Source organism: Cellulomonas sp. plas2 (genome assembly GCF_057221735.1).
Genome location: NZ_CM170155.1, coordinates 1,775,406 through 1,798,218, shown reverse-complemented (window position 1 = coordinate 1,798,218; position 22,813 = coordinate 1,775,406). Strand labels below are relative to the sequence as shown.

The 22,813-nt window shown below is 75.9% G+C and carries 19 protein-coding genes; 9 read left to right on the top strand and 10 right to left on the bottom strand.

What is annotated here, in order from left to right:
* The first annotated feature begins 85 nt into the window (after positions 1–85).
* Positions 86–259 (top strand): hypothetical protein, encoded by a 174-nt coding sequence (locus AC2TDM_RS08000; protein ID WP_484636309.1) that lies wholly within the window; start codon positions 86–88, stop codon positions 257–259.
* Positions 260–263: 4 nt separating this feature from the next.
* Here the strand turns inward: AC2TDM_RS08000 and zapE are convergent, their stop codons facing one another.
* Complete coding sequence (zapE, locus tag AC2TDM_RS07995; RefSeq protein ID WP_484636308.1) at positions 264–1,301, bottom strand: cell division protein ZapE; 1,038 nt, start codon at positions 1,299–1,301, stop codon at positions 264–266.
* Positions 1,302–1,344: 43 nt separating this feature from the next.
* On the opposite strand from zapE, the gene AC2TDM_RS07990 reads away from it, so the two are divergent.
* Together AC2TDM_RS07990 and AC2TDM_RS07985 are read left to right on the top strand one after the other, a co-directional pair.
* Complete coding sequence (locus AC2TDM_RS07990) at positions 1,345–2,154, top strand: dihydrofolate reductase family protein (RefSeq protein ID WP_484636307.1); 810 nt, start codon at positions 1,345–1,347, stop codon at positions 2,152–2,154.
* Positions 2,151–2,693, top strand: coding sequence for a hypothetical protein (locus AC2TDM_RS07985; RefSeq protein ID WP_308439535.1), 543 nt, complete (start codon positions 2,151–2,153; stop codon positions 2,691–2,693). Before AC2TDM_RS07990 ends, AC2TDM_RS07985 begins: the two co-directional genes overlap by 4 nt.
* Before the next feature lie 28 nt (positions 2,694–2,721).
* Here AC2TDM_RS07985 and AC2TDM_RS07980 read toward each other — a convergent pair whose 3' ends face one another.
* Positions 2,722–3,222, bottom strand: coding sequence for a GNAT family N-acetyltransferase (locus AC2TDM_RS07980; RefSeq protein ID WP_484636306.1), 501 nt, complete (start codon positions 3,220–3,222; stop codon positions 2,722–2,724).
* Positions 3,223–3,359: 137 nt separating this feature from the next.
* On the opposite strand from AC2TDM_RS07980, the gene AC2TDM_RS07975 reads away from it, so the two are divergent.
* Complete coding sequence (locus AC2TDM_RS07975) at positions 3,360–3,926, top strand: dihydrofolate reductase family protein (RefSeq protein ID WP_484636305.1); 567 nt, start codon at positions 3,360–3,362, stop codon at positions 3,924–3,926.
* 141 nt (positions 3,927–4,067) lie between these two features.
* On the opposite strand, the gene AC2TDM_RS07970 is transcribed toward AC2TDM_RS07975, so the two are convergent.
* From AC2TDM_RS07970 to AC2TDM_RS07960, 3 genes are read right to left on the bottom strand one after another with little or no spacing between them, the layout of a single operon-like run.
* Complete coding sequence (locus AC2TDM_RS07970) at positions 4,068–5,105, bottom strand: AAA family ATPase (RefSeq protein WP_484636304.1); 1,038 nt, start codon at positions 5,103–5,105, stop codon at positions 4,068–4,070.
* Between the two features lie 9 nt (positions 5,106–5,114).
* Positions 5,115–5,732: a hypothetical protein gene (locus AC2TDM_RS07965; protein WP_484636303.1), complete on the bottom strand. Its 618-nt coding sequence runs from the start codon at positions 5,730–5,732 to the stop codon at positions 5,115–5,117.
* Between the two features lie 53 nt (positions 5,733–5,785).
* Entirely contained in the window at positions 5,786–7,087 is a 1,302-nt protein-coding gene (locus tag AC2TDM_RS07960; RefSeq protein WP_484636302.1) for a carboxylate--amine ligase, read from the bottom strand.
* Between the two features lie 186 nt (positions 7,088–7,273).
* On the opposite strand from AC2TDM_RS07960, the gene AC2TDM_RS07955 reads away from it, so the two are divergent.
* The 3 genes from AC2TDM_RS07955 (at position 7,274) to AC2TDM_RS07945 (ending at position 9,926) form a co-directional block, all read left to right on the top strand.
* Positions 7,274–7,855, top strand: a complete 582-nt coding sequence (locus AC2TDM_RS07955; protein WP_484636301.1) for a DUF3000 domain-containing protein — start codon at positions 7,274–7,276, stop codon at positions 7,853–7,855.
* Between the two features lie 185 nt (positions 7,856–8,040).
* On the top strand, positions 8,041–8,526 hold the full coding sequence (locus AC2TDM_RS07950; RefSeq protein WP_484636300.1) for a helix-turn-helix transcriptional regulator: 486 nt from the start codon (positions 8,041–8,043) through the stop codon (positions 8,524–8,526).
* Between the two features lie 128 nt (positions 8,527–8,654).
* The gene (locus tag AC2TDM_RS07945; RefSeq protein ID WP_484636413.1) at positions 8,655–9,926 is read left to right on the top strand and encodes an HRDC domain-containing protein; all 1,272 of its coding nucleotides are present in this window, start codon (positions 8,655–8,657) and stop codon (positions 9,924–9,926) included.
* Between the two features lie 119 nt (positions 9,927–10,045).
* Here AC2TDM_RS07945 and AC2TDM_RS07940 read toward each other — a convergent pair whose 3' ends face one another.
* Entirely contained in the window at positions 10,046–12,391 is a 2,346-nt protein-coding gene (locus AC2TDM_RS07940; RefSeq protein WP_484636299.1) for a bifunctional metallophosphatase/5'-nucleotidase, read from the bottom strand.
* Positions 12,392–12,640: 249 nt separating this feature from the next.
* Between AC2TDM_RS07940 and AC2TDM_RS07935 the strand changes: the two genes are divergently transcribed.
* The gene (locus AC2TDM_RS07935) at positions 12,641–14,767 is read left to right on the top strand and encodes a 3-hydroxyacyl-CoA dehydrogenase NAD-binding domain-containing protein (protein WP_484636298.1); all 2,127 of its coding nucleotides are present in this window, start codon (positions 12,641–12,643) and stop codon (positions 14,765–14,767) included.
* Between the two features lie 78 nt (positions 14,768–14,845).
* On the opposite strand, the gene pflA is transcribed toward AC2TDM_RS07935, so the two are convergent.
* Positions 14,846–15,748 (bottom strand): pyruvate formate-lyase-activating protein, encoded by a 903-nt coding sequence (gene pflA, locus AC2TDM_RS07930; RefSeq protein WP_090030788.1) that lies wholly within the window; start codon positions 15,746–15,748, stop codon positions 14,846–14,848.
* Between the two features lies 1 nt (position 15,749).
* Positions 15,750–18,032, bottom strand: coding sequence for a formate C-acetyltransferase (gene pflB / locus AC2TDM_RS07925; RefSeq protein ID WP_484636297.1), 2,283 nt, complete (start codon positions 18,030–18,032; stop codon positions 15,750–15,752).
* A gap of 163 nt (positions 18,033–18,195) precedes the next feature.
* Between pflB and AC2TDM_RS07920 the strand changes: the two genes are divergently transcribed.
* A complete protein-coding gene (locus AC2TDM_RS07920; RefSeq protein WP_090030785.1) occupies positions 18,196–18,660 on the top strand; it encodes a hypothetical protein in 465 nt (154 codons plus the stop codon).
* Between the two features lie 14 nt (positions 18,661–18,674).
* On the opposite strand, the gene dxs is transcribed toward AC2TDM_RS07920, so the two are convergent.
* Together dxs and AC2TDM_RS07910 are read right to left on the bottom strand one after the other, a co-directional pair.
* Entirely contained in the window at positions 18,675–20,558 is a 1,884-nt protein-coding gene (dxs, locus tag AC2TDM_RS07915) for a 1-deoxy-D-xylulose-5-phosphate synthase (protein WP_090030962.1), read from the bottom strand.
* A 108-nt stretch (positions 20,559–20,666) separates the two neighbouring features.
* Positions 20,667–22,802 (bottom strand): glycogen debranching N-terminal domain-containing protein, encoded by a 2,136-nt coding sequence (locus AC2TDM_RS07910; protein ID WP_484636296.1) that lies wholly within the window; start codon positions 22,800–22,802, stop codon positions 20,667–20,669.
* Between the last annotated feature and the right edge of the window lie 11 nt (positions 22,803–22,813).

Below are 22,813 nucleotides of genomic sequence, written 5' to 3'. Positions count from 1 at the left end.
CGGTGCGGCCTCAACGGGGGCGTCCTAGCGTGAGGGCGGGCCGCACGGCGTGGTCCGGTCCGACCCGAGACCCGAGGAGGTCCCCGTGAGCGAGGACACCAGCGACTCCCGCCCGCCGCAGCACGCGTCCGCGACGGACGGCCTCGTCGACCCGCCGGAGCAGGAGCCGAACCTGCACCAGGACACGCCCGTCGAGGTGGAGCCCGAGCCCGGGCCCGGGTCCGTGAAGGACGGGCACGTGAGCTACCTCAACCCCTGAGGCGTCAGGGCGTCGGGCCCGGGCCGGCGACGAGCGCTGCGCCGTCGCCGGCGAGGGCGCCGAGGCGGGAGAGCGCGCGGTAGTACTTCTTGCGGTAGCCGCCGCGCAGCATCTCCGCGCTGAACAGCTCCGACGTCCCCCGGCCGGCCAGGACCACGGGGACGTCGCGGTCGTAGAGCCGGTCGACGAGCACGACGAGGCGCAGCGCCACGTCCTGCCGCTCCACCGGCGCGACCCCGGTCAGCCCGACGAGCCCGACGCCGTCCAGCAGGGCGCCGTACCGGGACGGGTGCACCTGCGCGAGGTGCGCGAGCAGCCCGGCGAAGTCGTCGCACGTCGCGTCCGCGCGGGCGGCGGTGACCCGCGCGACGACCTCGGGGGCCACCTCCGGTGCCTGCGTCACCGTGCGCCGCTGCCGGTAGTCCTGCCCGTCGATGCGCAGGACCTCGAAGCGGGCGGCCAGCGCCTGGATCTCCCGCAGGAAGTCCTCGGCGGCGAAACGCCCCTCCCCCAGCGACTCCGGCAGCGTGTTGGACGTCGCCGCCAGCGCGACGCCGCGGTCGGCGAGCTCCCGCAGGAGCCGCGACATGAGCACGGTGTCGCCGGGGTCGTCGAGCTCGAACTCGTCGATGCAGACGAGCCGCCGCTGGGCCAGGGTCTCCACGGTCGCCGCGAACCCCAGGGCCCCGACGAGGTTCGTGTACTCGACGAAGGTGCCGTAGGCGGTCACGTCGACCCCGACCGCGTGCGCGAGCGACGTCAGCAGGTGCGTCTTGCCGACGCCGAAGCCGCCGTCGAGGTACACCGCGACGGGTTCCGGCTTGGACCGCCGGAACCAGGACCGCCCGCCGCCGGAGCCGCCGGCGCGGACCTGGTCGGCCAGGGCACGCAACCGGTCGAGCGCCGCGGACTGCGACGCGTACGCCGGGTCGGGCCGGTAGGTGTCGAACGACTCCCCGACGAAGTGCCGCGGCGGGACCATCTCCGCCAGCAGCCGGTCCGGCGGCACGGCGGGACGGCGGTCGACGAGGCGGGCGGTCACGGCGGGGAGCCTAACGGCGTGCACCGGCCCTACGCTCGCGGGCGTGAGCGACCCCCCCGCCCTCGACGTGCTGCTCCCCGCCGACCTGGCCGGCACGCGCCTGGGACCCGACCCCACCGAGGCGGCGCTGCGCGCGCTGTGGACCCGGCCGCCCGGCCCCGGCACCGGGGCGCATCCGGAGGGCCAATGGGTGCGGGCGGTCATGATCGGCACCCTCGACGGGGCGGCCGCCGGCCCGGACGGGCGCACCGGCTCCATCAACGACGCCGCGGACCACCGGGTGTTCACGACGCTCCGGGCGCTGAGCGACGTCGTGCTCGTCGGGGTCGGCACGGCACGCGACGAGGGGTACCCGGGCGCGCTCGACCTGCCGGAGGCTCTCGTCGCCGCGCGGGGGGCGGACGGGTTCGCGCCGGGGCTCCCGCTGGCGGTGGTCACCCGGTCCGGGCAGCTGTCCGACGCCCTGCTGGCCGGGGACGCGCGGCCCTACGTCGTCACCCACGCCGGCTGCCCACGCCTCGACACGCTGCGGACGGAGGTCGGCGCGGAACGCCTGCTCGTGCACGGCGACGACGACGTCGACCTGCGCGGCGCGGTGGCCGCGCTGGCGGCGGCGGGCCTGCCGCGGATCGCCCTCGAGGGCGGTCCGAGCCTGCTGGCACGGATGGTCGCGCTCGGGCTCGTCGACGAGCTGTCGCTGACGCTGAGCCCGCAGCTCGTCGGGGGGGACGCGCCGCGGATGCTCGCGGGTGTGCCGTTCCTGGACCCCGTCGTGCCGGGGCGGCTGGTGCACCTGCTGCACGCCGACGGCGTGCTGCTGGCCCGCTACGCCCTCGGTAGGGTCGAGGGGTGACCGAGCCCGCCGCCACCACCAGCCCCGACGTCCTGCCCGCCGCGGGCGCCACCGCTCCGACCGAGACGGTCGTCGTCCTCGCCGAGGACGCGCTCACCGCCGCCGACGTCGCGCACCTCGTCGCCCTGCACACCGAGCCGCTCGCGTACCGGGTGCTGGTGCCGGCGGACACCGAGCGCAACGTCCTCGTCTCGCTCGTCGACGCGCTGAGCCTCGGCGAGCTGCGCGAGGCGCTCGACGCCGTGCGCGGCCGCACCCCGTCGGAGGCCGCGGCCCGTCGTTCCGCCCAGGAGAAGCTCGACGAGACCGTCGCCCGCTTCGAGGTCGCGGGCGTCCCCGTCAGCGGCGCGGTCGTCGAGGACGACCCGCTGCCCGCGCTGCGCGCCGCGGTGGCCGACGGCGGCGTGCGCGAGGTGGCGGTGGTGACCTACCCGCACGCGCTCGAGGACACGTTCCACCGCGACTGGGCCTCCCGGGCGCGGGACGTCCTCGAGGTCCCCGTCCTGCACCTCTACGCCGGCACGAGCGAGCTGGGCTGACGCCGGTCCGCACCGCCGGTCGCGGCGGTCACGCGTCGAGGGCGCGCTCGTACCGCAGGAGCTCCGCGAACGGCGGTGTGGGCCCGCGGGTGGTCGCACCGGTCGGGGACCAGCCGAGCCGCTCGTAGAACCGCCGGGCCCGGCGGTTGCCGGTGTACACGGTGAGCCACGCGCGCGTCACGCCACGGTCGCGCAGCCGGGCGAGCACGGCGTCGTGCGCGCGCTGCGCGAGGCCCGTCCCCCAGTGCTCGACGGCGATGCCGAGGTGCAGGAGCTCGTCGTGGCGCAGGGCCGCGAAGCCGACGACCCGCTCCTCGAGGACGACCACGAGGCAGTCGACGTCGGGCGCGAGCAGCTCCTGCCGCCAGCGCCGCCCGATGTGGTCCCGCGGGAAGGGGTACAGGTCCTGCGGGAACACGTCCGCGAGCCCTCGGACGGCGCCCGGCTCCTGGACGTCGAGCACGTCGTCCACGTCCTCCGCGACCATGGGCCGCAGGAGGTCCTGCTCCGACGACGACGGGGACGTCATGGAGGCAGTGTGCTCCGTCGGCGGCGACCGCGGGACGGGGGTGCCGCCGCACCGGGGGCCCCGGGGCGCGGTGGGAAGACCTTGCCCGGACGTCGTCGCCGGCGGCACGCTGAGGGGCCGACGTCCCGGAGGTGCGCATGGGCAGGCTGGTCTACGCAGCGAACGTCTCGCTGGACGGGTTCCTCGAGGACGAGACCGGTGCCTTCGACTGGTCGGAGCCCGACGAGGACGTGCACGCGTTCTGGAACGAGCACGAGCGGGGCATCGGCACGTCGCTGTACGGGCGGCGCATGTACGAGACGATGCGCGTCTGGGAGGACGACGACTGGCTCGCCGACGAGCCCGCGGTCGTCCGGGACTACGCCGACATCTGGCGCGCGGGCGACAAGGTCGTCTACTCCACGACGGTGGAGACGGTCACCACCGCCCGCACCCGGCTGGTCCGGGCCTTCGACCCCGACGAGGTGCGCCGGCTGAAGCAGTCGTCCGTGGAGGACCTCAGCATCGGCGGGGCGACGGTCGCGGTCGAGGCCTTCCGGCACGGCCTCGTCGACGAGGTCGTGCTGCTCGTGAGTCCGGTGGTGGTCGGCGGCGGCAAGCCGGCCCTGCCCCGCGGAGTCCGCGTGGACCTCGCCCTCCTCGACGAGCGCCGCTTCGCGAGCGGTGTCGTCGCGCTGCGCTACGCCGTCCGCACCTCGTCCTGAGACCGGGCGCGGGTCAGCGCGTCGCCCCCACGTCCAGCACCCGACGGCCGCACGCCGTCGACCACGGCCGCCTCCGCGCGCGCAGCCGCGCCGCGCCGGCCGGCGCCGCGGCGGCCGGCGCCGCGGCGGCGGCGCTCGTCGTCAGCCCTGCCGGCGCCACCAGCGGAAGGGCTCCAGCACGACGTCGGTGCGGCCGTCGGCGCTGCCGGGCTCCTCCCCGAGTGCACGGGCGGCGCCGACGAGGTCGTCGGTGGTGAGCGTCGTGACCTCCGACCAATCGAGCGCCTCGACGACACCCGCACCGGCGGCAGCCGTCAGCCGCAGCGCCTGGCGGTTGAGCGCCTGCTCGAAGAGCGTCCGGACGAAGCGCGCGTTGCCGGACTCCTCGCCGTACCGCAGCCCGGCGAGGATGCCGCGCAGCGTGTCGAGGGCGCCGGGCTCGAGGACGTACGCGTTGCGGTCGAGCACGGTGGCGAAGATCGCCAGGAGCTCGTCCGTCGAGTAGTCGGGGAAGACGATCTCGCGTGCGAAACGGGACCGCAGCCCCGGGTTGGACAGCAGGAAGGCCTCCATGAGCCGCGGATAGCCGGCCACGATGACGACCAGCCGGTGGCGGTGGTCCTCCATGCGCTTGAGGAGCACCTCGATGGCCTCGGGCCCGAAGTCGGCCCGGCCGTCGCCCTCGGGCGACAGCGCGTACGCCTCGTCGATGAAGAGCACGCCGTCCAGCGCGCGCCGGATGACGGCGTCGGTCTTGATGGCCGTCGCCCCGACGAACTGCCCGACGAGCGCGGCCCGGTCCACCTCGACCAGGTGGCCGCGCTGCAGCAGGCCGACCGCCCGGTACATCTCGGCCAGCAGCCGGGCGACGGTGGTCTTGCCCGTGCCGGGGTTGCCGAGGAACACCAGGTGCTGGGAGGTCGCCACCTCGGGCAGGCCGTGCTCCTTGCGGCGCGCCTGCACCTGCAGCAGGGCGACGAGGGCGCGCACCTGCTCCTTCACCGACGCCAGCCCGACGAGCGCGTCGAGCTCGGCCTGGACGACCTCCAGCGGCCGGGCCGGCCCGGGCCGGCCGAACACGAGGCCGTCGACCCGCGGCACCCCGGACCGCGGCAGCCTCTCGCCGAGGCGGCCGACCGTCTCGCGCAGCTCGTCGAGGGGCGTGCGGCGGGGAGCCATGCCGGGAGCCTACGGCGTGCCGCTCGAGGTGGCGCCGGAGGTGGCGTCGGAGGAGACCGGGCGCGGGGACGCGAAGGCGCCGGCGGCGTAGGCGGCGACGAGGGCCGCCATCACGAGCCCGGACGCGACGGCGGCGGCGGCCGCCGCACCCGTGACGCCGGCCAGCTCCGCGACGAGGCCACCCCCGCCGAGCAGCACCAGGGCGGCTCCGAGCACCGTGAACATCCGTTCCCGGAAGGCCCAGGCGAACGGCAGGAAGTGCAGCCCGACGACGGCGGCGATGAGCGCCGGCCGCGCAGAGGCGTCGCCGCGCCCGTCGAGCCACGCCGAGCCGAGCCGGATGAGCACGAGCTCGGCCACCACGCACCCCACGTACACGCTCATCGCCAGCGGCGTGGGCACGTGGAACCGGCCCAGCCAGCGCGGCACCACCAGCAGGAGCACCACCGCTGCGACCACCAGCACCACCACGAGCACCCGCGCCAGCACCGGCAGCGGACCGGCCAGCCCCGGTCCGTACGACCACACGAACACCACCGCCCCGACCAGCCCGACGAGCGCGCCCCACCGGCGCGGGTCGGCCAGGCGGGGCGGGGCGAAGTCGGCCGGGGGCTGAGGTCGCGTCATGCCGTCCACCCTGCCCGACCGACGGCCGGGCGCGCGGCAGGAGCAGGGTCGGGTCAGAACCCCGTGTCGGTGGGCGCCGGGTACCAGCGGCGGAACTTGCGCACCTGGTTGACCAGGGCGAGCAGCACGTAGGCGCGGCGCCGCGGCGACAGGTCCGCCGGGTACCACAGCGGGTGCGCGGTGGCCCGCGCGCGCACCAGCCCCCGGACGCGCGCGGCGAGCACCGCGTCGCGGACGTAGCGCAGCAGCAGCCGGTGCGGCACGACGGAGTACAGGACCTCGCGGTCGACGACGACGGGCTCGACGGCCCGCCCCTCGACGGCGTCCTCCACGACGAACCGGGTGGGGTTCGCCCCCGCCGCGGTCACGTAGTAGTTGTTGCGCCCGATGCGCGGGTTGACCTCGAAGAAGCACAGGCGCCCGTCGCGCGGGTCGACCTTGACGTCGAAGTTGGCGAACCCGCGGTACCCCGTCGCTTCGAGGAACCGCCGCGCCCCGGCGAGCAGCTCGTCCTGGCGGGTCACCACCATGGCCGCCGGGTTGCCGAGCCCGGAGGGCGTGTGCTCCTCGAGCAGCACGTGCGCCGAGCACAGCAGCGTGATCGCGCCGGCCGTGTCCACGTAGGCGGTCACCGAGCGCATCTGCGTGTCGTCGCCGCCGATGAGCTCCTGCACGACGAACCGCCCCCGGAACCCGGCATCCCGCAGCGCACCCCACAGCCACGTCAGCTCGGCCGGGTCGGAGACCTCGAAGACCTTCTTCTTGCCGGCGAACTCCACGTCCTGGTAGTCCGCGCTCGAGGCCGCCTTCGCGATGAGCGGGTAGGTGATCTCGGGCGGCACGGGCACCGGCGCCCACCCCGGCTCCCCCGCGCCGGCGAAGTCCTGCACGAGCGTCCGGGGCACGTCGATGCCGAGCCCGGTGCAGATCTCCGCGAAGGTCGCCTTGTCGCTGATCCGCGCCAGCAGCTCGGCGGACAGGAACGGCACGACGTAGTGCGGCTCGAGCTCGCCGCGGTGCTGCACGACGACGCGCACCAGCCAGTCGGAGTTCGCCAGCAGCAGCAGCCGCTCGTCGGGGTGCTGCCGCGCCACCTGCAGCAGCCGGTCGACGAGCTGCCGAGGGTCGTGACCGTCCCCGACGATCTCGTGGTCGATGATCCGCGAGTGCGCCACGGGCCCCAGCGCGGCCCCCGCCACGACGACCGACCGCACGCCGTACGCCTCGTGCAGCGAGCGCGCCAGGGCGTACACGCCGATGTCGGCGCCCAGGATCACCGGCTGCAGCCGGCCCGTCCGTCCCGTGCGGGACGTGGCCGTCGGCCGGCCGTCCGCGCTCGCGCCCGTGGCGCCCATGCGTGCCTCCTTGCGCCCGGGGCGGGCGACGACGAGGGCCGTCGGCGGTGGTCCCGCCGCGCCCGGCGGCACCGCCCCCGGCGGTGCCGCACCGGCCCAGGAGCCTAGCCGTCGCGTCCTTCCGCCCCCGGGGTCGCGCCCGGCGCGCCGCCGACCGGCGAGGCCCGGCGCCCGTACGCTCGCGCTGTGACCACCCCGCCCGACGAGGTCCCCGCCGCGTTCGTGCGGGCCCTGCGGTCGCTGCGCGCGGTGGCCGTGCCGCCGGAGGTCGTCCTCGAGGAGGCGCCGGGCCCGGCCCGGCTGGCCCCCTTCACGGCCGCGCTCACGGCCGAGGTGCGCAGCGCCCGGCGGTCCGTGGCGGCCGACGAGCTGGCGTCCGGGCGCTTCGTCGTCCTCTACGACCCGGCCGGGCAGGACGCGTGGGACGGCTGCTTCCGGCTCGTCACCCTCGTGCGCGCGCAGGTCGAGCCCGAGGCGGGCACCGACCCTCTGTTCGGGGAGGTCGCGTGGAGCTGGTTCGCCGACGCGCTCGGCTCGGCCGGTCTCGACGCCCGGGCGGCCGGCGGCACCGTGACGCGCGTGCTGTCCCAGAGCTTCGGCGCCCTGCAGGTGCGCGAGGAGCAGACGGAGCTCGAGCTCCGCGCGTCCTGGACCGCCTCCGACGAGGACCTGGGCCCGCACCTGCGCGCCTGGACGACGCTGCTGCGCACGGTGGCGGGCCTCGAGCCCCTGCCCGAGGGCGTCGTCGCCCTGCACCCGCGGTCCTGACGAGACCGAGACCCTGACGCCGCCGAGGCCGTGACCCCGTCGGGACGCACGCCCTAGCACGTCCCGCCCCACGGCACCAACGCTTCACCCGCTCATCGCGACAACGCAGGTCCCCGCGCCCTCATGGGTGCTAGCACCCTGCCGATGAGAGTGCTGTGAGCATCGAACCCCTCCGACGCGACCTGGTGACGCCCAGGCGCCCGCCCCTGCGGGCCCCTGTCACGGCCGTCCCCCGCGCCGCCCAGCCGGGCCACCAGCTGTGCCTGGTGGTCCCGGAGGTGGCGGACGGGGACGCCGTCCCGCTCGTGCAGACCCTGCAGCGCCGCGGCGCGCACCGCGTGCTGGTCCTGGCCCGTCAGGCCGCCCGCCGCGAGCTGTCCGTGCTGCTGTCCGCGGGCATCCGCGGCGCGGTGGTCGGCACGACCTCCTCGACCCTGACCCGGGCGACGACCGCGCCGACCTCCCTGCGCGCCGCCGCCGAGCTGACCTCGCGCGAGGTCGGCGTCCTCGAGCTCGTCGCCGAGGGCCGCTCGAACAAGCGCATCGGCGAGGACCTGGGCCTGTCGGCCCTCACGGTCAAGAGCCATCTCGCCCGCATCTCGCGCAAGCTGGGCACGGGCGACCGCGCCGAGCTGGTCGCCATCGCCTTACGGGCCGGCGTCCTGCGCTGAGTCCACGGCGGGCACCGCCCTGGCAGCCGTCGGGCAGCCGCGGGGCAGCCGGCCGGAACCCGTCGGGCTCCTCCGCCCGCCTGCCGGGGCGTCCGCCGCCCGTCCCCTAGGGTTGGGCTGTGCCCGCCCTGCCCGACGAGGACCCGCCCGCCACCGCCCCGGCCGACGCGCCGACCGGCGAGGACGCGGTTCCCGAGCCGGCGGTCGTGCCCCTGACGGAACCCGCCGGAGGCGTCCCGGACGTCGTCGGCACGCCCGAGGGCCTCGCCGAGGTCGTCGCCGCGCTCGAGGCCGGCACCGGTCCCGTGGCGGTCGACGCCGAGCGCGCGTCCGGCTACCGGTACGGGCAGCGGACGTACCTCGTGCAGCTGCGCCGGGAGGGCGTGGGCACGGTCCTGCTCGACGCCATGGCGCTGCCGGACCTGTCCACCGTGTCCGACGCCCTCGTCGGCGTCGAGTGGGTGTTCCACGCCGCCTCGCAGGACCTGCCGAGCCTCGCCGACAACGGCATGCGCCCCTCGCGGATCTTCGACACGGAGCTGGCCGCGCGCCTGCTCGGCATGGACCGGGTGGGCCTGGCCGCCGTCGTGGCGGACACGCTCGGCCTCGGGCTGGCCAAGGAGCACTCGGCCGCGGACTGGTCGACGCGGCCCCTGCCGCCGGAGTGGCTGCGCTACGCGGCCCTCGACGTCGAGGTCCTCGTCGAGGTGCGCGAGGTGCTGGCCGAGCGGCTCGCCGAGCAGGGCAAGGCGGAGTGGGCGGCGCAGGAGTTCGAGGCGGTGCGGACGGCCCCGCCGCCGCCCCCGCGCGTCGACCCCTGGCGCCGGACGTCCGGCATGCACGCGCTGCGGGATGCCCGGCGGCTGGCCGTCGTGCGGTCCCTGTGGCAGCGGCGCGACCTCGAGGCGCGCCGCCGGGACATCTCCCCCGGGCGCGTGCTGCCCGACGCCGCGATCGTCGCCGCGGCGCAGGCCCTGCCGCGGGACGTCACCCAGCTCGTCGCGCTGCCCGCCTTCGCCGGCAAGGGCACCCGCCGCCGGGCGGAGACGTGGCAGGCCGCGGTCGACGAGGCGCTGGCGCTGCCGGACTCCGCCCTGCCGTCGGTGCGGGGGCCGCGCAGCGACGCGCCGCCGCCCCCGCGCGCCTGGGCGGACCGCGACCCCGCCGCCGCGGCCCGGCTCGTGGCCGCCCGCGACGTCGTCGCCGAGCTGTCGGCGCACTGGTCCGTGCCGGTCGAGAACCTGCTGCAGCCCGACCTCCTGCGCCGCCTCTGCTGGACGCCGCCCCTGCCGGCCACCACCGCGGCCGTCGACGCGTTCCTCGCCGACGGCGGCGCCCGCCCCTGGCAGCGCGAGCTGCTCGCCGAGCGCCTCGCCACGGCGTTCTCCGCCGCGGCCTGACGCCCGCTGCCTCGACGGACACCCGCCCACGGCGGCGCCCCCGCCGACCTGCGCCACGCCGACCGCGGGGACGACGACGCCCCGGCCCCCTCCAGGGGGACCGGGGCGTCGTGGTCAGGTCAGTCCTGCGTCAGGGTCGCGCGGCGCCGCCGGACGACCACGACGAGCGCGGTGCCGACGAGCAGCGCACCGGCCGCGGCCCAGCCGGCGTCGACGAGCCCGTCGCTCGCGCCGGTGGACGCGAGCGCGCCCGTCCGCCCGCCGCTGCGGCTCGTGCCACCGCCCGTGCCGCTGCCGCCGCCGGTGCCGGGGCTCGGCACGGCGGTCGGGGTGGGCGTGGCGGTCGCGGTCGGCGACGGGTCCGGCACCGGGGTGGGCGTCGGGGTGGGCGTCGGGTCCGGCGCCGGCGCGGCGGCCACCGTGAGGGTGAGCTGCGTCGTCGTGCCGGAGTCGGGTGCGGTGACCGTCAGCGCCCAGGCGCCCGGGGCAGCCGAGGCGGGCACCGGCACGGTGACCGTGGCGGCCCCACCGCTGACCGGGAAGGAGCCCAGGTCGACGGGCGTCCCGCCGGCGGCCGGCGTGAGCGTCGCCGTCACCGTCGTGCTGGCCGGCGCGCCGAGGCTCGTGAGGTCCAGGCCGGCGAGCGCGACCTGCACGGTGTCCCCGACGACCGGGGTCGTCGTCGACGGCGTCACGGACACGGCCCGCGCGGCGAAGTCCGGCGCGAGGTCGGGGTTGGCCTGGAGGTACCCGATCCACGCGTCCCGGTCGATGAGGCCGGAGTCGGTCGGGTTCGTGCCCTCCCCGAAGGCGCGGAAGTTGTCGCCGCCCTGCAGGAGGAAGGAGAAGGAGCCGACGCGGTACGTCGCGCCCGGGTCCACGGGCACGCCGTCGACCGTGATGGACGTGATCCGCTGCCCCTGCGGCAGGGCGGCGTCGAAGGTGTACGACATGTTCGCCGAGACGCTGAGCTGCAGGTAGGGACGCGAGGGGATCGTCCCGTCCTCGTTCGTCTGCCACTGCTGCTCGAGCACCTGGCGCAGCTGGTCGCCGGTCAGGTCCACCGTGCCCAGGTTGTTGACGAACGGCAGGACGGCGTTGGCCTCGGCGTAGGTCACCACGCCGGCGCCCTCGTCGCCCGACGGGGCGACGAGCAGCTCCGAGCGCAGGCCACCCGGGTTGACGAGCGCGAGGTCCGCGCCGCCGCGGGCCGGGTCGGACAGCACGTCGAGCAGGCTGTCGGCGACGAGGTGCCCGAGCGCGGACTCCTTCGCGCGGTCGTCGCGCGTGCCGCCGGTGTAGCCGCCGGGACCGTAGGAGCCCTCCTTGAACGCCGTGGTGATGTCCGCGGTGATGCTGCCGACGGGCTGCGAGCCCACCTCCTCGGCGTTCGCGAGCGCCGCGTCGACGATCGCCTGCACCTCGGTGACGGCCGGCGTGTCCGTCGCCAGGGGCAGGCTGCCCACCGGCACCAGACCGGCGACGAAGAGGCCGACGGCCCCCGTCTCCGCGTCGACCTGCAGCTGCACGGCGCCGATGTTCTGCCCGTACTGGCCGGTCTGGACGACCGGTCGGGTGATGCCGGCGGGTGCGCCGGGCACCGGGGCCTCGAAGGCGTACTCCTGGTGGGTGTGACCGTTGAGGATGACGGCCACCTCGGCGCTCGTCTCCTCGACGATGCTCGTGAAGACCTCGCTGGCCGCCATCGCGGCCGCGAGCCCCTTGTCGGGCTGTGCGTCGTCCTGCCCGGCGGGGGCACCCTCGTGGTACGCGGCGACGAGCACGTCGGCCTCGCCGTCCGCCTCGTCGCCGTTGCGCAGCTGCGCCGCCACCCGGTTGACCGCCTCGACCGGGTCGCCGAAGACGAGGCCCTCGACCCCCGCGGGCGAGACGAGGCTCGGCGTCTCCTGCGTCACGGCGCCGATGACGCCGACCGTCACGCCGTTCACCTCGAACGTCGCGTACTCGGGCAGGACGGGCTCCGTGGTGCCCTCCGTGTAGACGTTCGCGCCGAGGTACTCCCAGGACGCGCTCGTGGCGATCCGGTCGCGCAGGTCCGCGAAGCCGCCGTCGAACTCGTGGTTGCCGACCGCGGACGCCTGCAGCCCGAGCGCGTCGAGCACGTCGATCGTCGGCTGGTCCCGCTCGACCGCCGAGGCGAAGAGCGACGCCCCGACGGAGTCGCCGGTGGACAGCAGCAGCGAGCTGTCGGCCACGCCGCTGTCGAGGTCGGCCGCCGCCCGGAGGGCCTCGACGGTCCGCGCGAAGGCCACCGTGTCCGCCTGGGGGTCCTCCGGGTCGGCCTGGATGCGGCCGTGGAAGTCGTTGAACGTCAGGAGCGTGATGCTGCGCACGTCCGCCGCGGCGGCCGGTGCCGCCGTCGCGAGCGCCGCACCTCCGAGGGCGAGACCGGCGGCCAGGGCGGCCGCTGCGGTGCGCGTGGTGCGCGGGGCACGAGGGGTCACGGAGCGACGCCTTTCGTCGGCCGGTCCTCCGGGCGCGCCAGGACGCACGGACCGGGTTCGGGTACGGGCGAAAACTAACGGAATGCCCGGTCCGCGTACAGGGTCGGCCCTGCCCGCAGGACGGGGGTCGGCGGTGCCCGCACCGCGGTGTCGGTCGGCCCCGGTAACGTGCGCCGGGCGGCCGGAGCACCGGTCCGCGGACCGGCGGCACACGCGGTCGGACGACGACGTCCCGGGAGGCCCGGACCCATGAGCACCGAGCGCGCCACGACCGTGCGCACGCAGCGGATCGCCCTGCCCTACGGCGGGACCGCGCTGCTGCTGACGCTGGTGCCGTGGGCCGACCCGTCGGGCGGGGGACCGGAGCGGCCGGCGACGCTCGGGCTGCAGGGGCTCGCCGCGCTGCAGGAGGCGGTGGAGGCGGCCGCGGCCGCGGTGGCGCGGGGCGGTGTCGATGCGGTCGCCGTGACGGGCTCGGGCCGGACCTTCCTCGCGGGGGCGGACCTGTCGCAGGTCACGACGGTGCGCGACCGGGTGGACGCGCTGGCCCTGGCCCGTGCCGGCCACGCGGCGTACGACGCGCTGGCGGCGCTGCCGGTGCCGACCGTGGCGCTCGTCAACGGCGCCGCGCTGGGCGGCGGCCTCGAGCTGGCGCTGGCCTGCGACGCCCGGGTCGTCTCGTCCGGGGCGGGCGCCCTCGGCCTGCCGGAGACCGCCCTCGGGCTCGTCCCGGGATGGGGCGGCGCGTACCGCCTCCCCCGCCTCGTGGGCATCGCGGGAGCGCTCGACGTCGTGCTCGACCGGCCGGCGGCCAACCGGGTCCTGCGGGCCGACGAGGCCCTGGCGCTCGGGCTCGTCGACGCCGTGCTGCCTGCCGAGGGCTTCCCCGACGAGGCCCTCGCCTGGGTCGGACGGCTGGTGCGCGGCGAGGTGCAGGTCGAGCGCCGTGCCCTCGACGACGCCGAGATCTGGGACGCGGCCGTCGCGGCGGCGCGCGAACGCCTGGACGCGACCGTGCACGGCTCGCGCCCGGCGCCGGGCCGCGCGCTGGAGCTGCTGGCCGCCGCGCGCACCGCCACCCCCGCGGAGGCGTGGGCGGCGGAGGACGAGGCGCTGGCGGACCTCGTCATGACCGACGAGATGCGCGCGAGCGTCTACGCCACCGCGCTGGTGCGCGGCGTCCGCCGGACCGCCGGTGCCCCCGACCCGGCCCTCGCCCGCCCGGTGACCCGCGTCGGGCTCGTCGGCGCCGGGCTGATGGCCGCGCAGATCGCCGCCCTGCTGGCCACGCGGCTCGGCGTGCCCGTCGTCCTGCGGGACCTCGACGACGAGCGCGTCGCCGCCGGCCTGGCCGCCGTGCGCGCGACCCTCGACCGAGCCGTGCGCGGGGGACGACTGCGTCCCGCGGACGCCGCCACGGTGGCGCAACGGGTCACGGGCACGACGGACGTGGGCGACCTCGCCGGCTGCGACCTCGTCGTCGAGGCGGTCACGGAGGTGCTCGACCTCAAGCGCCGGGTGCTGGCCGAGCTCGAGCCGGTCGTCGGTCCGGACTGCGTCCTGGCGACGAACACCTCCGCGCTGTCGGTCACCGCGATGGCCGCGGACCTCGCACACCCGGAGCGCGTCGTGGGGCTGCACTTCTTCAACCCCGTCGCCGCGATGCCCCTCGTCGAGGTCGTCCGCGGCGGGGCCACCTCGCCCGCGGCGCTCGCGACCGCGGTGGCCGTGGCGACGGGCGCCGGCAAGAGCGCGGTGCTCGTCGGCGACCGGCCCGGGTTCGTCGTGAACCGGCTGCTCATCCTCCTGCTCGGCGTCGTCCTCGACGCGGTCGAGCGCGGCACGCCCGTGGAGGTGGCGGACACGGCGCTCGACCCGCTGGGGCTGCCCATGCGGCCGTTCGCGCTGCTCGACCTCGTGGGGCCCGCGGTGGGGCTGCACGTGCTGACCTCGCTGCGCGCCGACCTCGGCGACGCGTTCCCGCGCTCCCCCGGCCTCGAGGCGGTCGTGGCGGGTGGCGTGCGGCTCGTCGGGCGGCCGCCCGCGCCCGGCTGGCCCGCACCGCTGTCGCCGGACGTCCAGGCGACGTTCGACGCGGCACGGGACGGCTCGGTGCCGCTCGCGCCCCTCGACGCGGCGGGCGTGCGGGCGGCGGTGGGCCGGGCGCTGGCCGGGGAGGTGGGCCGCCTGCTCGACGAGGGCGTCGTCGCGGACCCCACGCAGGTCGACGTCGCGATGCTGCTCGGCGCGGGCTGGCCCGTGCACCTCGGCGGCATCACGCCCTGGCTGGACCGGGCGGGCTGGTCGACCGAGGTGCTCGGCCGGCGCCTGCAGCCGCCGGGACGTGCGGACGTGCCGCGGCCCGCTCCGGCCTGAGGGCGGCTGAGGACGGGACGGGGATGGTCACCGGGCCGGACGTCGCCCCCACGACGGCGTCCGGTCCCGGTGACCGGTCTAGAAGGTCGTCAGCCCGTGCGCGCGGAACTGCCCGCGCACGCGCTCGACCAGCTCGGGGGACGGGGGCGGGGTGCCCTCCAGCTCGTAACGCATGCCGAGCGCGTCCCACTTGTCGCGGCCCATCTGGTGGAAGGGCAGCACCTCGACGCGCTCCACCGTGCCGATGTCCGCGGCGTGCGCGGCCACGCGCTCGACGTTCGCCTCGTCGTCGGTCAGCCCCGGGACCAGCACGAACCGGACCCACACGGCCACGCCCCGCTCGGCGAGCCGCTGCCCGAAGGCCAGCGTCGGCGCGAGCTGCCGGCCCGTCACCCGCTGGTAGGTCTCCTCGTCACCGGACTTGATGTCCAGGAGCACGAGGTCGAGGTCGTCGAGCACCGCATCGGTGGCGTGCGCCCCGAGGTAGCCCGACGTGTCCATCGTCGTGTGGATGCCCATCGCCTTCGCGCCGCGCAGCAGCCGCGCCACGAACGCCGGCTGCATGAGGGGCTCGCCCCCCGAGATCGTCAGACCGCCGCCGGTGGCCCGGAAGATGCCGCGGTAGCGGGACAACCGCCGCAGGAGGTCGTCGACCTCCACGTCGGTGCCGCGCCGCATCTCCATCGTGTCCGGGTTGTGGCAGTACAGGCACCGCAACGGGCAGCCGGCCAGGAAGATCGTCATCCGCGTGCCGGGCCCGTCGACGGCCGTCACGAGCTCCCAGGAGTGCACGGACCCCAGCGCCCCGGAGCGCACGGCGGTCATGCGGGCTGCGTGGTCCACCTCGTCGGCGGACGTCAGCCCCTGGGTGCCGTGCCCGTGGGTCCGCTCGTGCGACCCGCCGACGAGCGGCAGGTCGAGCCGCACGACGGGGGCGCCCCCGTCGTGGGACGCGTCCTGCCGCTCGTCGAGGGTCGTCATGTCACACCCCGCCGTGGAAGGTGCGGGACAGGACGTCGAGCTGCTGCTCGCGGGTCAGGCGGACGAAATTGACCGCGTACCCGGACACCCGCACGGTCAGCTGCGGGTAGTTCTCCGGGTGCTCCATGGCGTCCTGCAGCGTCTCCCGGTTCAGCACGTTGACGTTCATGTGGTAGCCGGAGGACACGGTGTAGGCGTCGAGGAGGCCGACGAGGTTGGCGACCTGCTCGTCCTTCGTCCGGCCGAGGCCCGAGGGCAGGACCGAGGACGTCAGCGAGATGCCGTCCATCGCCTCGGAGTACGGCAGCTTGGCCACCGACAGGCCCGAGGCGAGCATCCCGTGCGTGTCGCGGCCGTTCATGGGGTTGGCGCCCGGGGCGAACGGCTGGCCGGCGCGGCGGCCGTCGGGGGTGTTCCCCGTGGCCTTGCCGTAGACGACGTTCGACGTGATGGTCAGCACGGACTGCGTGTGCAGCGCGTCCCGGTAGGTCGGGAACCGGCGGATCTTCTCCATGAACGTCTTGACCAGCGCCACGGCGATGTCGTCCGCGCGGTCGTCGTCGTTGCCGTACGTCGGGAAGTCGCCCTCGATCGTGTAGTCCACGACCAGGCCCGTCTCGTCGCGCACGGGCCGGACCGTCGCGTGCTTGATCGCCGAGAGCGCGTCGGTCACCACCGAGAGCCCCGCGATCCCGCAGGCCAGCGTCCGCAGCACCTGCCGGTCGTGCAGCGCCATCTCGATGCGCTCGTAGGCGTACTTGTCGTGCATGTAGTGCACGCAGTTGAGCGCGTCGACGTAGGTCTGCGCGAGCCAGTCCATCTCGGCGTCGAACTTCGCCATGACGTCGTCGAAGTCGAGGACGTCGCCCTCGACCGGGGCGGTGACGGGCGCGATCTGCTTGCCCGACACCTCGTCGCGCCCGCCGTTGATCGCGTACAGCAGGCACTTGGCGAGGTTCACGCGCGCCCCGAAGAACTGCATCTGCTTGCCCACCCGCATCGGGGACACGCAGCACGCGATGGCGGCGTCGTCGCCCCAGGCCGGGCGGATGATCTCGTCGTTCTCGTACTGGATGGCCGAGGTGTCGATCGAGACCTGCGCGCAGAAGTCCTTGAAGCCCCGCGGCAGCCGCTCGCTCCAGAACACCGTGAGGTTCGGCTCGGGGGCCGGCCCCAGGTTGTAGAGCGTCTGCAGGTACCGGAAGGACGTCCGGGTGACCAGGGGCCGCCCGTCCTCGCCGACGCCGGCGAGCGTCTCGGTGACCCACGTCGGGTCCCCGGAGAACAGGTTGTCGTACTCGGGCGTGCGCAGGAAGCGGATGATCCGCAGCTTGATGACGAAGTCGTCGACGAGCTCTTGCGCCTGCGACTCCGTGAGGCGGCCGGCGACGAGGTCCCGTTCGAGGTAGACGTCGAGGAAGGTCGAGGTGCGGCCCAGCGACATCGCCGCGCCGTTCTGCTCCTTCGTCGCCGCGAGGTAGGCGAAGTACAGCCACTGCACGGCCTCGCGGGCCGTCGTCGCCGGCTTCGAGATGTCGTAGCCGTAGGAGGCTGCCATGGCCTTGAGCTCGCCGAGGGCGCGGACCTGCTCGGCCAGCTCCTCCCGGTCGCGGATGACGTCGGCGACCGAGCGCTCCATGTCGAGCTCGGCCTTCTCGGCCTTCTTCGCGGCGATCAGCGCGTCGACCCCGTAGAGCGCGACCCGGCGGTAGTCGCCGATGATGCGGCCGCGGCCGTAGGCGTCGGGCAGGCCCGTGATGATGTGCGACGAGCGGGCCGCGCGGACGGCGGGCGGGTAGACGTCGAAGACGCCGTCGTTGTGGGTCTTGCGGTACTTCGTGAAGATCTCCGTGACGACCGGGTCAACCTCGTAGCCGTAGGTCTCCAGCGACGTCTGCACCATCCGGTACCCGCCGTTGGGCATGATGGCGCGCTTGAGCGGCGCGTCGGTCTGCAGGCCGACGACGAGCTCGTTCTCGCGGTCGATGTAGCCGGGGGCGTGCGAGGTGATCGTCGAGGGCTTCGTCGCGTCGACGTCGTGCACGCCCTTCTCGCGCTCAGCGGGGAACATCACGGACAGGCGGGCCCAGATGCCCGTCGTGCGCTCCGTCGGGCCGGCGAGGAAGGAGGCGTCGCCCGTGTAGGGCGTGTAGTTGCGCTGGATGAAGTCGCGGACGTCGACGTGGTCGGCCCACGGGCCCGGGACGAACCCGGCCCAGGCGTCGGGCAGCCGGTCGGCCTCGGCGGCGAGGGGTGCGCCGGCGGGTGCTGCGGTGGTGGACATCGGTTCCTCCGTGGGAGTCGGTACGACCGACGCTACGGACCGGGTCATGGGATGTCCTGGGACCTCGGTCCCCCCGTCCCGCCGAACGACGCCGACCGGCGGGAATCACCTCGTGCCGGCACCTGGAGGGCTGCCAGCATCACGGCATGGTGAGCGGCCGGACGTGGTCGTCACGTTCGGCCCTGACGGCGCGACGGGGCACCCCGACCACGTCCGCATCGGCGCCGCGGCGGACGCCGCTTTTCTCCAGGTGCGGTGTGATGGCGGCCGTGGGCTGCGACGCCTGCTGCACGGTGCGATCCCGCAGAGCTGGTTCGACCGGATGCAGGCCTGGCGGGTCGCGCACGGGTTCCCGCCCTGGCAGCCGGAGAACGTCTACCACCTGCGGGCGGTCCCCGACCGGTGCATCGGGGTGCACGTGCGCATCGACCCCGTGGCACACGTCGTCGTCGCCGTCCTGCTCGAGCACCGCAGTCAGCGGCTGGTCCTCGTGCCGACCGAGGTCGACCAGGCGACCTTCACCCGAGGTTTGCGCCCCGAGTGGCACACCGTGGTGTGGCCCCCGCGACACGAGGGCGAGCCGCTGCTCGCCGACCTGTTCGAAGGGCTCGACGACGGGAACGCCTAGGGCACGCCTCCGTGTCAGCGGGTGCGGCCGAGGGCGGCCAGGACGTCGCGGGTGACGTCCTCGGGGCGCAGGCGCAGCTCGTCGAGCAGCTGGTCGCGCGTGGCGTGGTCGAGGAACGCGCGCGGCACGCCGAGGTTCTGCACGGGCGTCGGCAGGCCGGCCTCGCGGGCGCGCTGGGCGACCACCGACCCCGCTCCCCCGTCGACGAGCCCGTCCTCGATCGTCACGACGTGGTCGTGCTCCCCGACGAGCTTCGTCAGCGCGGCGGGCACCGGCAGGACCCAGCGGGGGTCCGCGACCGTCACGCGCAGGCCGTGGGCGGCCAGCGCCTCGGCGGCGGCGAGCGCCGTGCGGGCCATGGACCCCAGGCCGACGACGAGCACCGCCGGCGCGTCGTCCGGGCCCTCGTGCCGGGCCAGCACGTCGACGCCGTCGAGGGACTCGAGCGCCGGCAGCGGGTCGCCCAGCGCACCCTTCGGGTAGCGCACGACGGTCGGCGCGTCGTCGACGTCGACGGCCTCGCGCAGCGCCGAGCGCAGCGTCTCCTCGTCGCGCGGCGCCGCCAGGCGCAGGCCCGGCACCGAGGCGAGCAGCGCCATGTCCCACATGCCGTTGTGGGAGGCGCCGTCGTCGCCCGTGAGGCCGGCGCGGTCCAGCACGAAGGTGACGCCCGCGCGGTGCAGCGCCACGTCGAGGAGCACCTGGTCGTAGGCGCGGTTGAGGAAGGTCGCGTAGACGGCCACGACGGGGTGCAGCCCGGCGAAGGCCATGCCGGCCGCGGAGGTGGCGGCGTGCTGCTCGGCGATGCCGACGTCGAACACCCGGTCCGGGAACTCCTCCGCGAACGGCGCCAGCCCCACGGGCTGCAGCATCGCCGCGGTGATGGCCACGACGTCGGACCGGCGGCGCCCGATCCGGACGATCTCGTCGGCGAAGACGCTCGTCCAGCCGAACCGGCTCGGCGCGACGGGCAGCCCGGTCTCCGGGTGGATCTGCCCGACGGCGTGGAAGCGGTCGGCGACGTCCTGCTCGGCCGGGCTGTACCCGCGGCCCTTCTCCGTCAGCACGTGCACGATGACCGGCCCGCCGAAGTCGCGGGCGCGGCGCAGCGCGCGCTCCACGGCGGTCACGTCGTGCCCGTCGACCGGCCCGACGTACTTCAGCCCGAGGTCCTCGAACAGGCCCTGCGGCGCGACGACGTCCTTGATGCCCTTCTTGAGCCCGTGCAGCGCGTCGTAGGCGAACCGGCCGGGCGGGCCCGAGCGGCGCAGCGTCCGCTTGCCCCAGTCGAGGACGTGCTCGTACCCCTGCGTCGCGCGCAGGAGGGACAGGTGCTCGGCGAGGCCGCCGATCGTCGGCGCGTAGGAGCGCCCGTTGTCGTTGACGACGATGACGAGCCGGCGGTCGTGGCCGGCGGCGATGTTGTTGAGCGCCTCCCAGGCCATGCCGCCGGTGAGCGCCCCGTCGCCGATGACCGCCACGACGCTGCGGTCGGCGCGGCCCTGCAGCACGTTGGCCTTCGCGATCCCGTCGGCCCACGACAGCGAGGTCGACGCGTGCGAGTTCTCCACCACGTCGTGCTCGGACTCCGCACGGCTGGGGTAGCCCGACAGCCCGCCGCGACGGCGCAGCGCCGAGAAGTCGGTGCGGCCCGTCAGCAGCTTGTGCACGTAGGCCTGGTGGCCCGTGTCGAAGACGACCGTGTCCTCCGGCGACCGGAAGACGCGGTGGATGGCGATCGTCAGCTCGACGACGCCGAGGTTGGGGCCGAGGTGGCCACCGGTCCGGGACACCTGGGCGACGAGGAAGTCGCGGATCTCGGCGGCCAGCGCGGTGGCCTGCCGCCCCGAGAGGCGTCGCACGTCCGCGGGGGACGTGATCCGGTCCAGCAGTCGCATGTCGGCCCTCTCCTCGACCGGCCGGCGCCCGTCGTCCTCGTCGGGCGTCGGCACCCGTGAAAGCGACAACGGTAGCGCCCGGGCCGTGGCCGGGGCCCCCCGACGCTCTCAGCGACGCGGCGCCTCGATGCTGTCCGCGCCCCTGACCTGCACCGCCGCGGACGTGGTGACCCGGGCTTCACCCGACGCCGTCACCCGGACGTCGAGCGGGTGCCCGGCCAGCCGCAGCCCCTCGACCCCCAGGGCGCCGAACGGCGACGGCCGGACGGGCGCCACCGTGAGGGTCCCGCCCGGCACGTCGGGCCGCAGCCCGAGCGCGCTCGACAGCACGACGACCGCCGACGCCGCCGACCAGGCCTGCGGGCGGCACGCCGCCGGGTAGGGCACGGTCCGCGGCGACTCGTCGGGCGCGTCGCCGGACCACAGCTCGGGCAGCCGCCACCCCACGTCCTCCCCGACGGCCAGCAGGCCGGCGGCCAGCGAGGCGGCCACGTCGCCGTGCCCGGCCCGGGCGAGCCCCGCCACCGCGATCGCCGTGTCGTGCGGCCACACGGCCCCGCCGTGGTACCGCAGCGGCCAGAAGCCGCCGGACCGCGCGGACAGGGTCCGCAGGCCGCGGCCGGAGCCGAGGTCCGCACCCGCGAGGCGCGCGGCGACGACGGCCTCCTCCTCCGCGGACAGCAGACCCGTGCCGAGGAGGTGACCGAGGTTGCTGGTGACGGAGTCGACCACGCGCTTGTCGGCGTCGAGCGCGATCCCCGGGTAGGGGCCCTCGTCGTCGGAGGTCCAGAAGGACGCACGGAACCGCTCCGCCAGACGTGCCGCCCAGGCGCGCCACCGGTCGCCGCCGGGGCGGCCGAAGGCGTCGAGCAGCGCGGCGCCCGCGAGCGCCGCCTCGTGCGCGTACCCCTGCACCTCGACGAGCGCGATGGGACCGGTCGCCAGCGTGCCGTCGCGCCACTGCACGGAGTCGCCGGAGTCCTTCCAGCCCTGGTTGGCCAGCCCGTGGCCGGTCTCGTCGACGTACTCGAGGAAGCCGTCGCCGTCGGCGTCGCCGTGGTCGGACATCCACGCGAGCGCGCGCTCGGCGGCGGGCAGGAGCGCCTCGACCTGCTCGGCGGGCATCCCCCACCGCCAGGCGTCGTGCAGCACGCACACCCACAGCGGTGTCGCGTCGACGGTCCCGTAGTAGACGGGCGGCAGGACCATGCCCTCGTCGGGCAGCGCGAGCTCCCCGGCCCGGACCTCGTGGAGGATCTTGCCCGGCTGCTCGGCCGTCGCCGGGTCGGTGCGGGTGCCCTGCAGAGCGGCCAGCGTCCGGAGGGTGCCCGCGGCGAGCTCGGTGCCCAGCGGGAGGAGCATGCGCGCGGCCCACAGCGAGTCGCGGCCGAACAGCGTGAAGAACCAGGGCGCCCCGGCGGCGAGGAACACGTCGTCCGGCGCGTGGGCGGCGGTCATGCGCAGCGTGGCGAGGTCGTCGAGGGACTGCGCGAGCAGCGCGGGCAGGCGGCGGTCGTCGGCCTGGACCCTCGGGACGGACCACTCCGGCGCGGGCCGGACGGGCGGCCCGACGACGGCGCCGGGGTCGTCGACGTCGACGGACCAGGTGAGGGTCGTCGGGGTGCCCGGCGTGACGACGGTGTCCCAGACGACCTCCACCCGCGGGCCGTCCGCGTCCTGCGTCGTCGTGACCTCGGCACCCGGGGCGAGCAGCGCCGCCGTCCGGCCGCCGTCCGCCTCCCACCGGGTGCCGGGACCGTCTGCGGGCCCGTCCCCGGCGTCAGGCGTGCCGTCGGTCGCGTCGTCGGCCAGCAGGCGGGCGGCGACCGGCGGCCGACCGGTCTTGACCACCTCCATCGGCGAGGCGTCGGGGCGGACCGTGAGCGCGACGCGCGCGGTCACGGGCTCCGCGGTGGCGCAGGTCAGCACGAGGGTCTCCTGCACGCGACCGGGTGCGGCGACGCGGCGGCGGTCCAGCCGGGTCGTGGGGTCGGCGCCCGGCCCGTCGACTGCCCGGACCAGCGCCGTGACCCGCACCGCCCCCGGGCCGTCCGGACCGGCGGCGACCGTCTCGGGCTCGGCGCCGCCCACCGTGAGGAGCGCCGACCGTACGAGGCGGGTGTCGGCCTGGTAGATGCCCTGGGCGCCGGCTGCGCGCAGCTGCCCGTCGGGCGCGGACCACGCCTGGGTCGGGGCGGCCACGGCGGCGAGCAGGTCGTGCAGGAGGGGCTGCAGGGTCGTCATCGAGAGGCCTC

Excerpts from the sequence above, each read along its gene's own strand:
- AC2TDM_RS07975 (WP_484636305.1), top strand. The coding sequence starts at position 3,360 with ATGGGCAGGCTGGTCTACGCAGCGAACGTCTCGCTGGACGGGTTCCTC.
- pflA (WP_090030788.1), bottom strand. The coding sequence starts at position 15,748 with ATGACGACCCTCGACGAGCGGCAGGACGCGTCCCACGACGGGGGCGCC.
- dxs (WP_090030962.1), bottom strand. The coding sequence starts at position 20,558 with ATGCGACTGCTGGACCGGATCACGTCCCCCGCGGACGTGCGACGCCTC.
- AC2TDM_RS07935 (WP_484636298.1), top strand. The coding sequence starts at position 12,641 with ATGAGCACCGAGCGCGCCACGACCGTGCGCACGCAGCGGATCGCCCTG.
- AC2TDM_RS07910 (WP_484636296.1), bottom strand. The coding sequence starts at position 22,802 with ATGACGACCCTGCAGCCCCTCCTGCACGACCTGCTCGCCGCCGTGGCC.
- AC2TDM_RS07980 (WP_484636306.1), bottom strand. The coding sequence starts at position 3,222 with ATGACGTCCCCGTCGTCGTCGGAGCAGGACCTCCTGCGGCCCATGGTC.
- AC2TDM_RS07960 (WP_484636302.1), bottom strand. The coding sequence starts at position 7,087 with ATGGGCGCCACGGGCGCGAGCGCGGACGGCCGGCCGACGGCCACGTCC.
- AC2TDM_RS07965 (WP_484636303.1), bottom strand. The coding sequence starts at position 5,732 with ATGACGCGACCTCAGCCCCCGGCCGACTTCGCCCCGCCCCGCCTGGCC.
- pflB (WP_484636297.1), bottom strand. The coding sequence starts at position 18,032 with ATGTCCACCACCGCAGCACCCGCCGGCGCACCCCTCGCCGCCGAGGCC.
- AC2TDM_RS07970 (WP_484636304.1), bottom strand. The coding sequence starts at position 5,105 with ATGGCTCCCCGCCGCACGCCCCTCGACGAGCTGCGCGAGACGGTCGGC.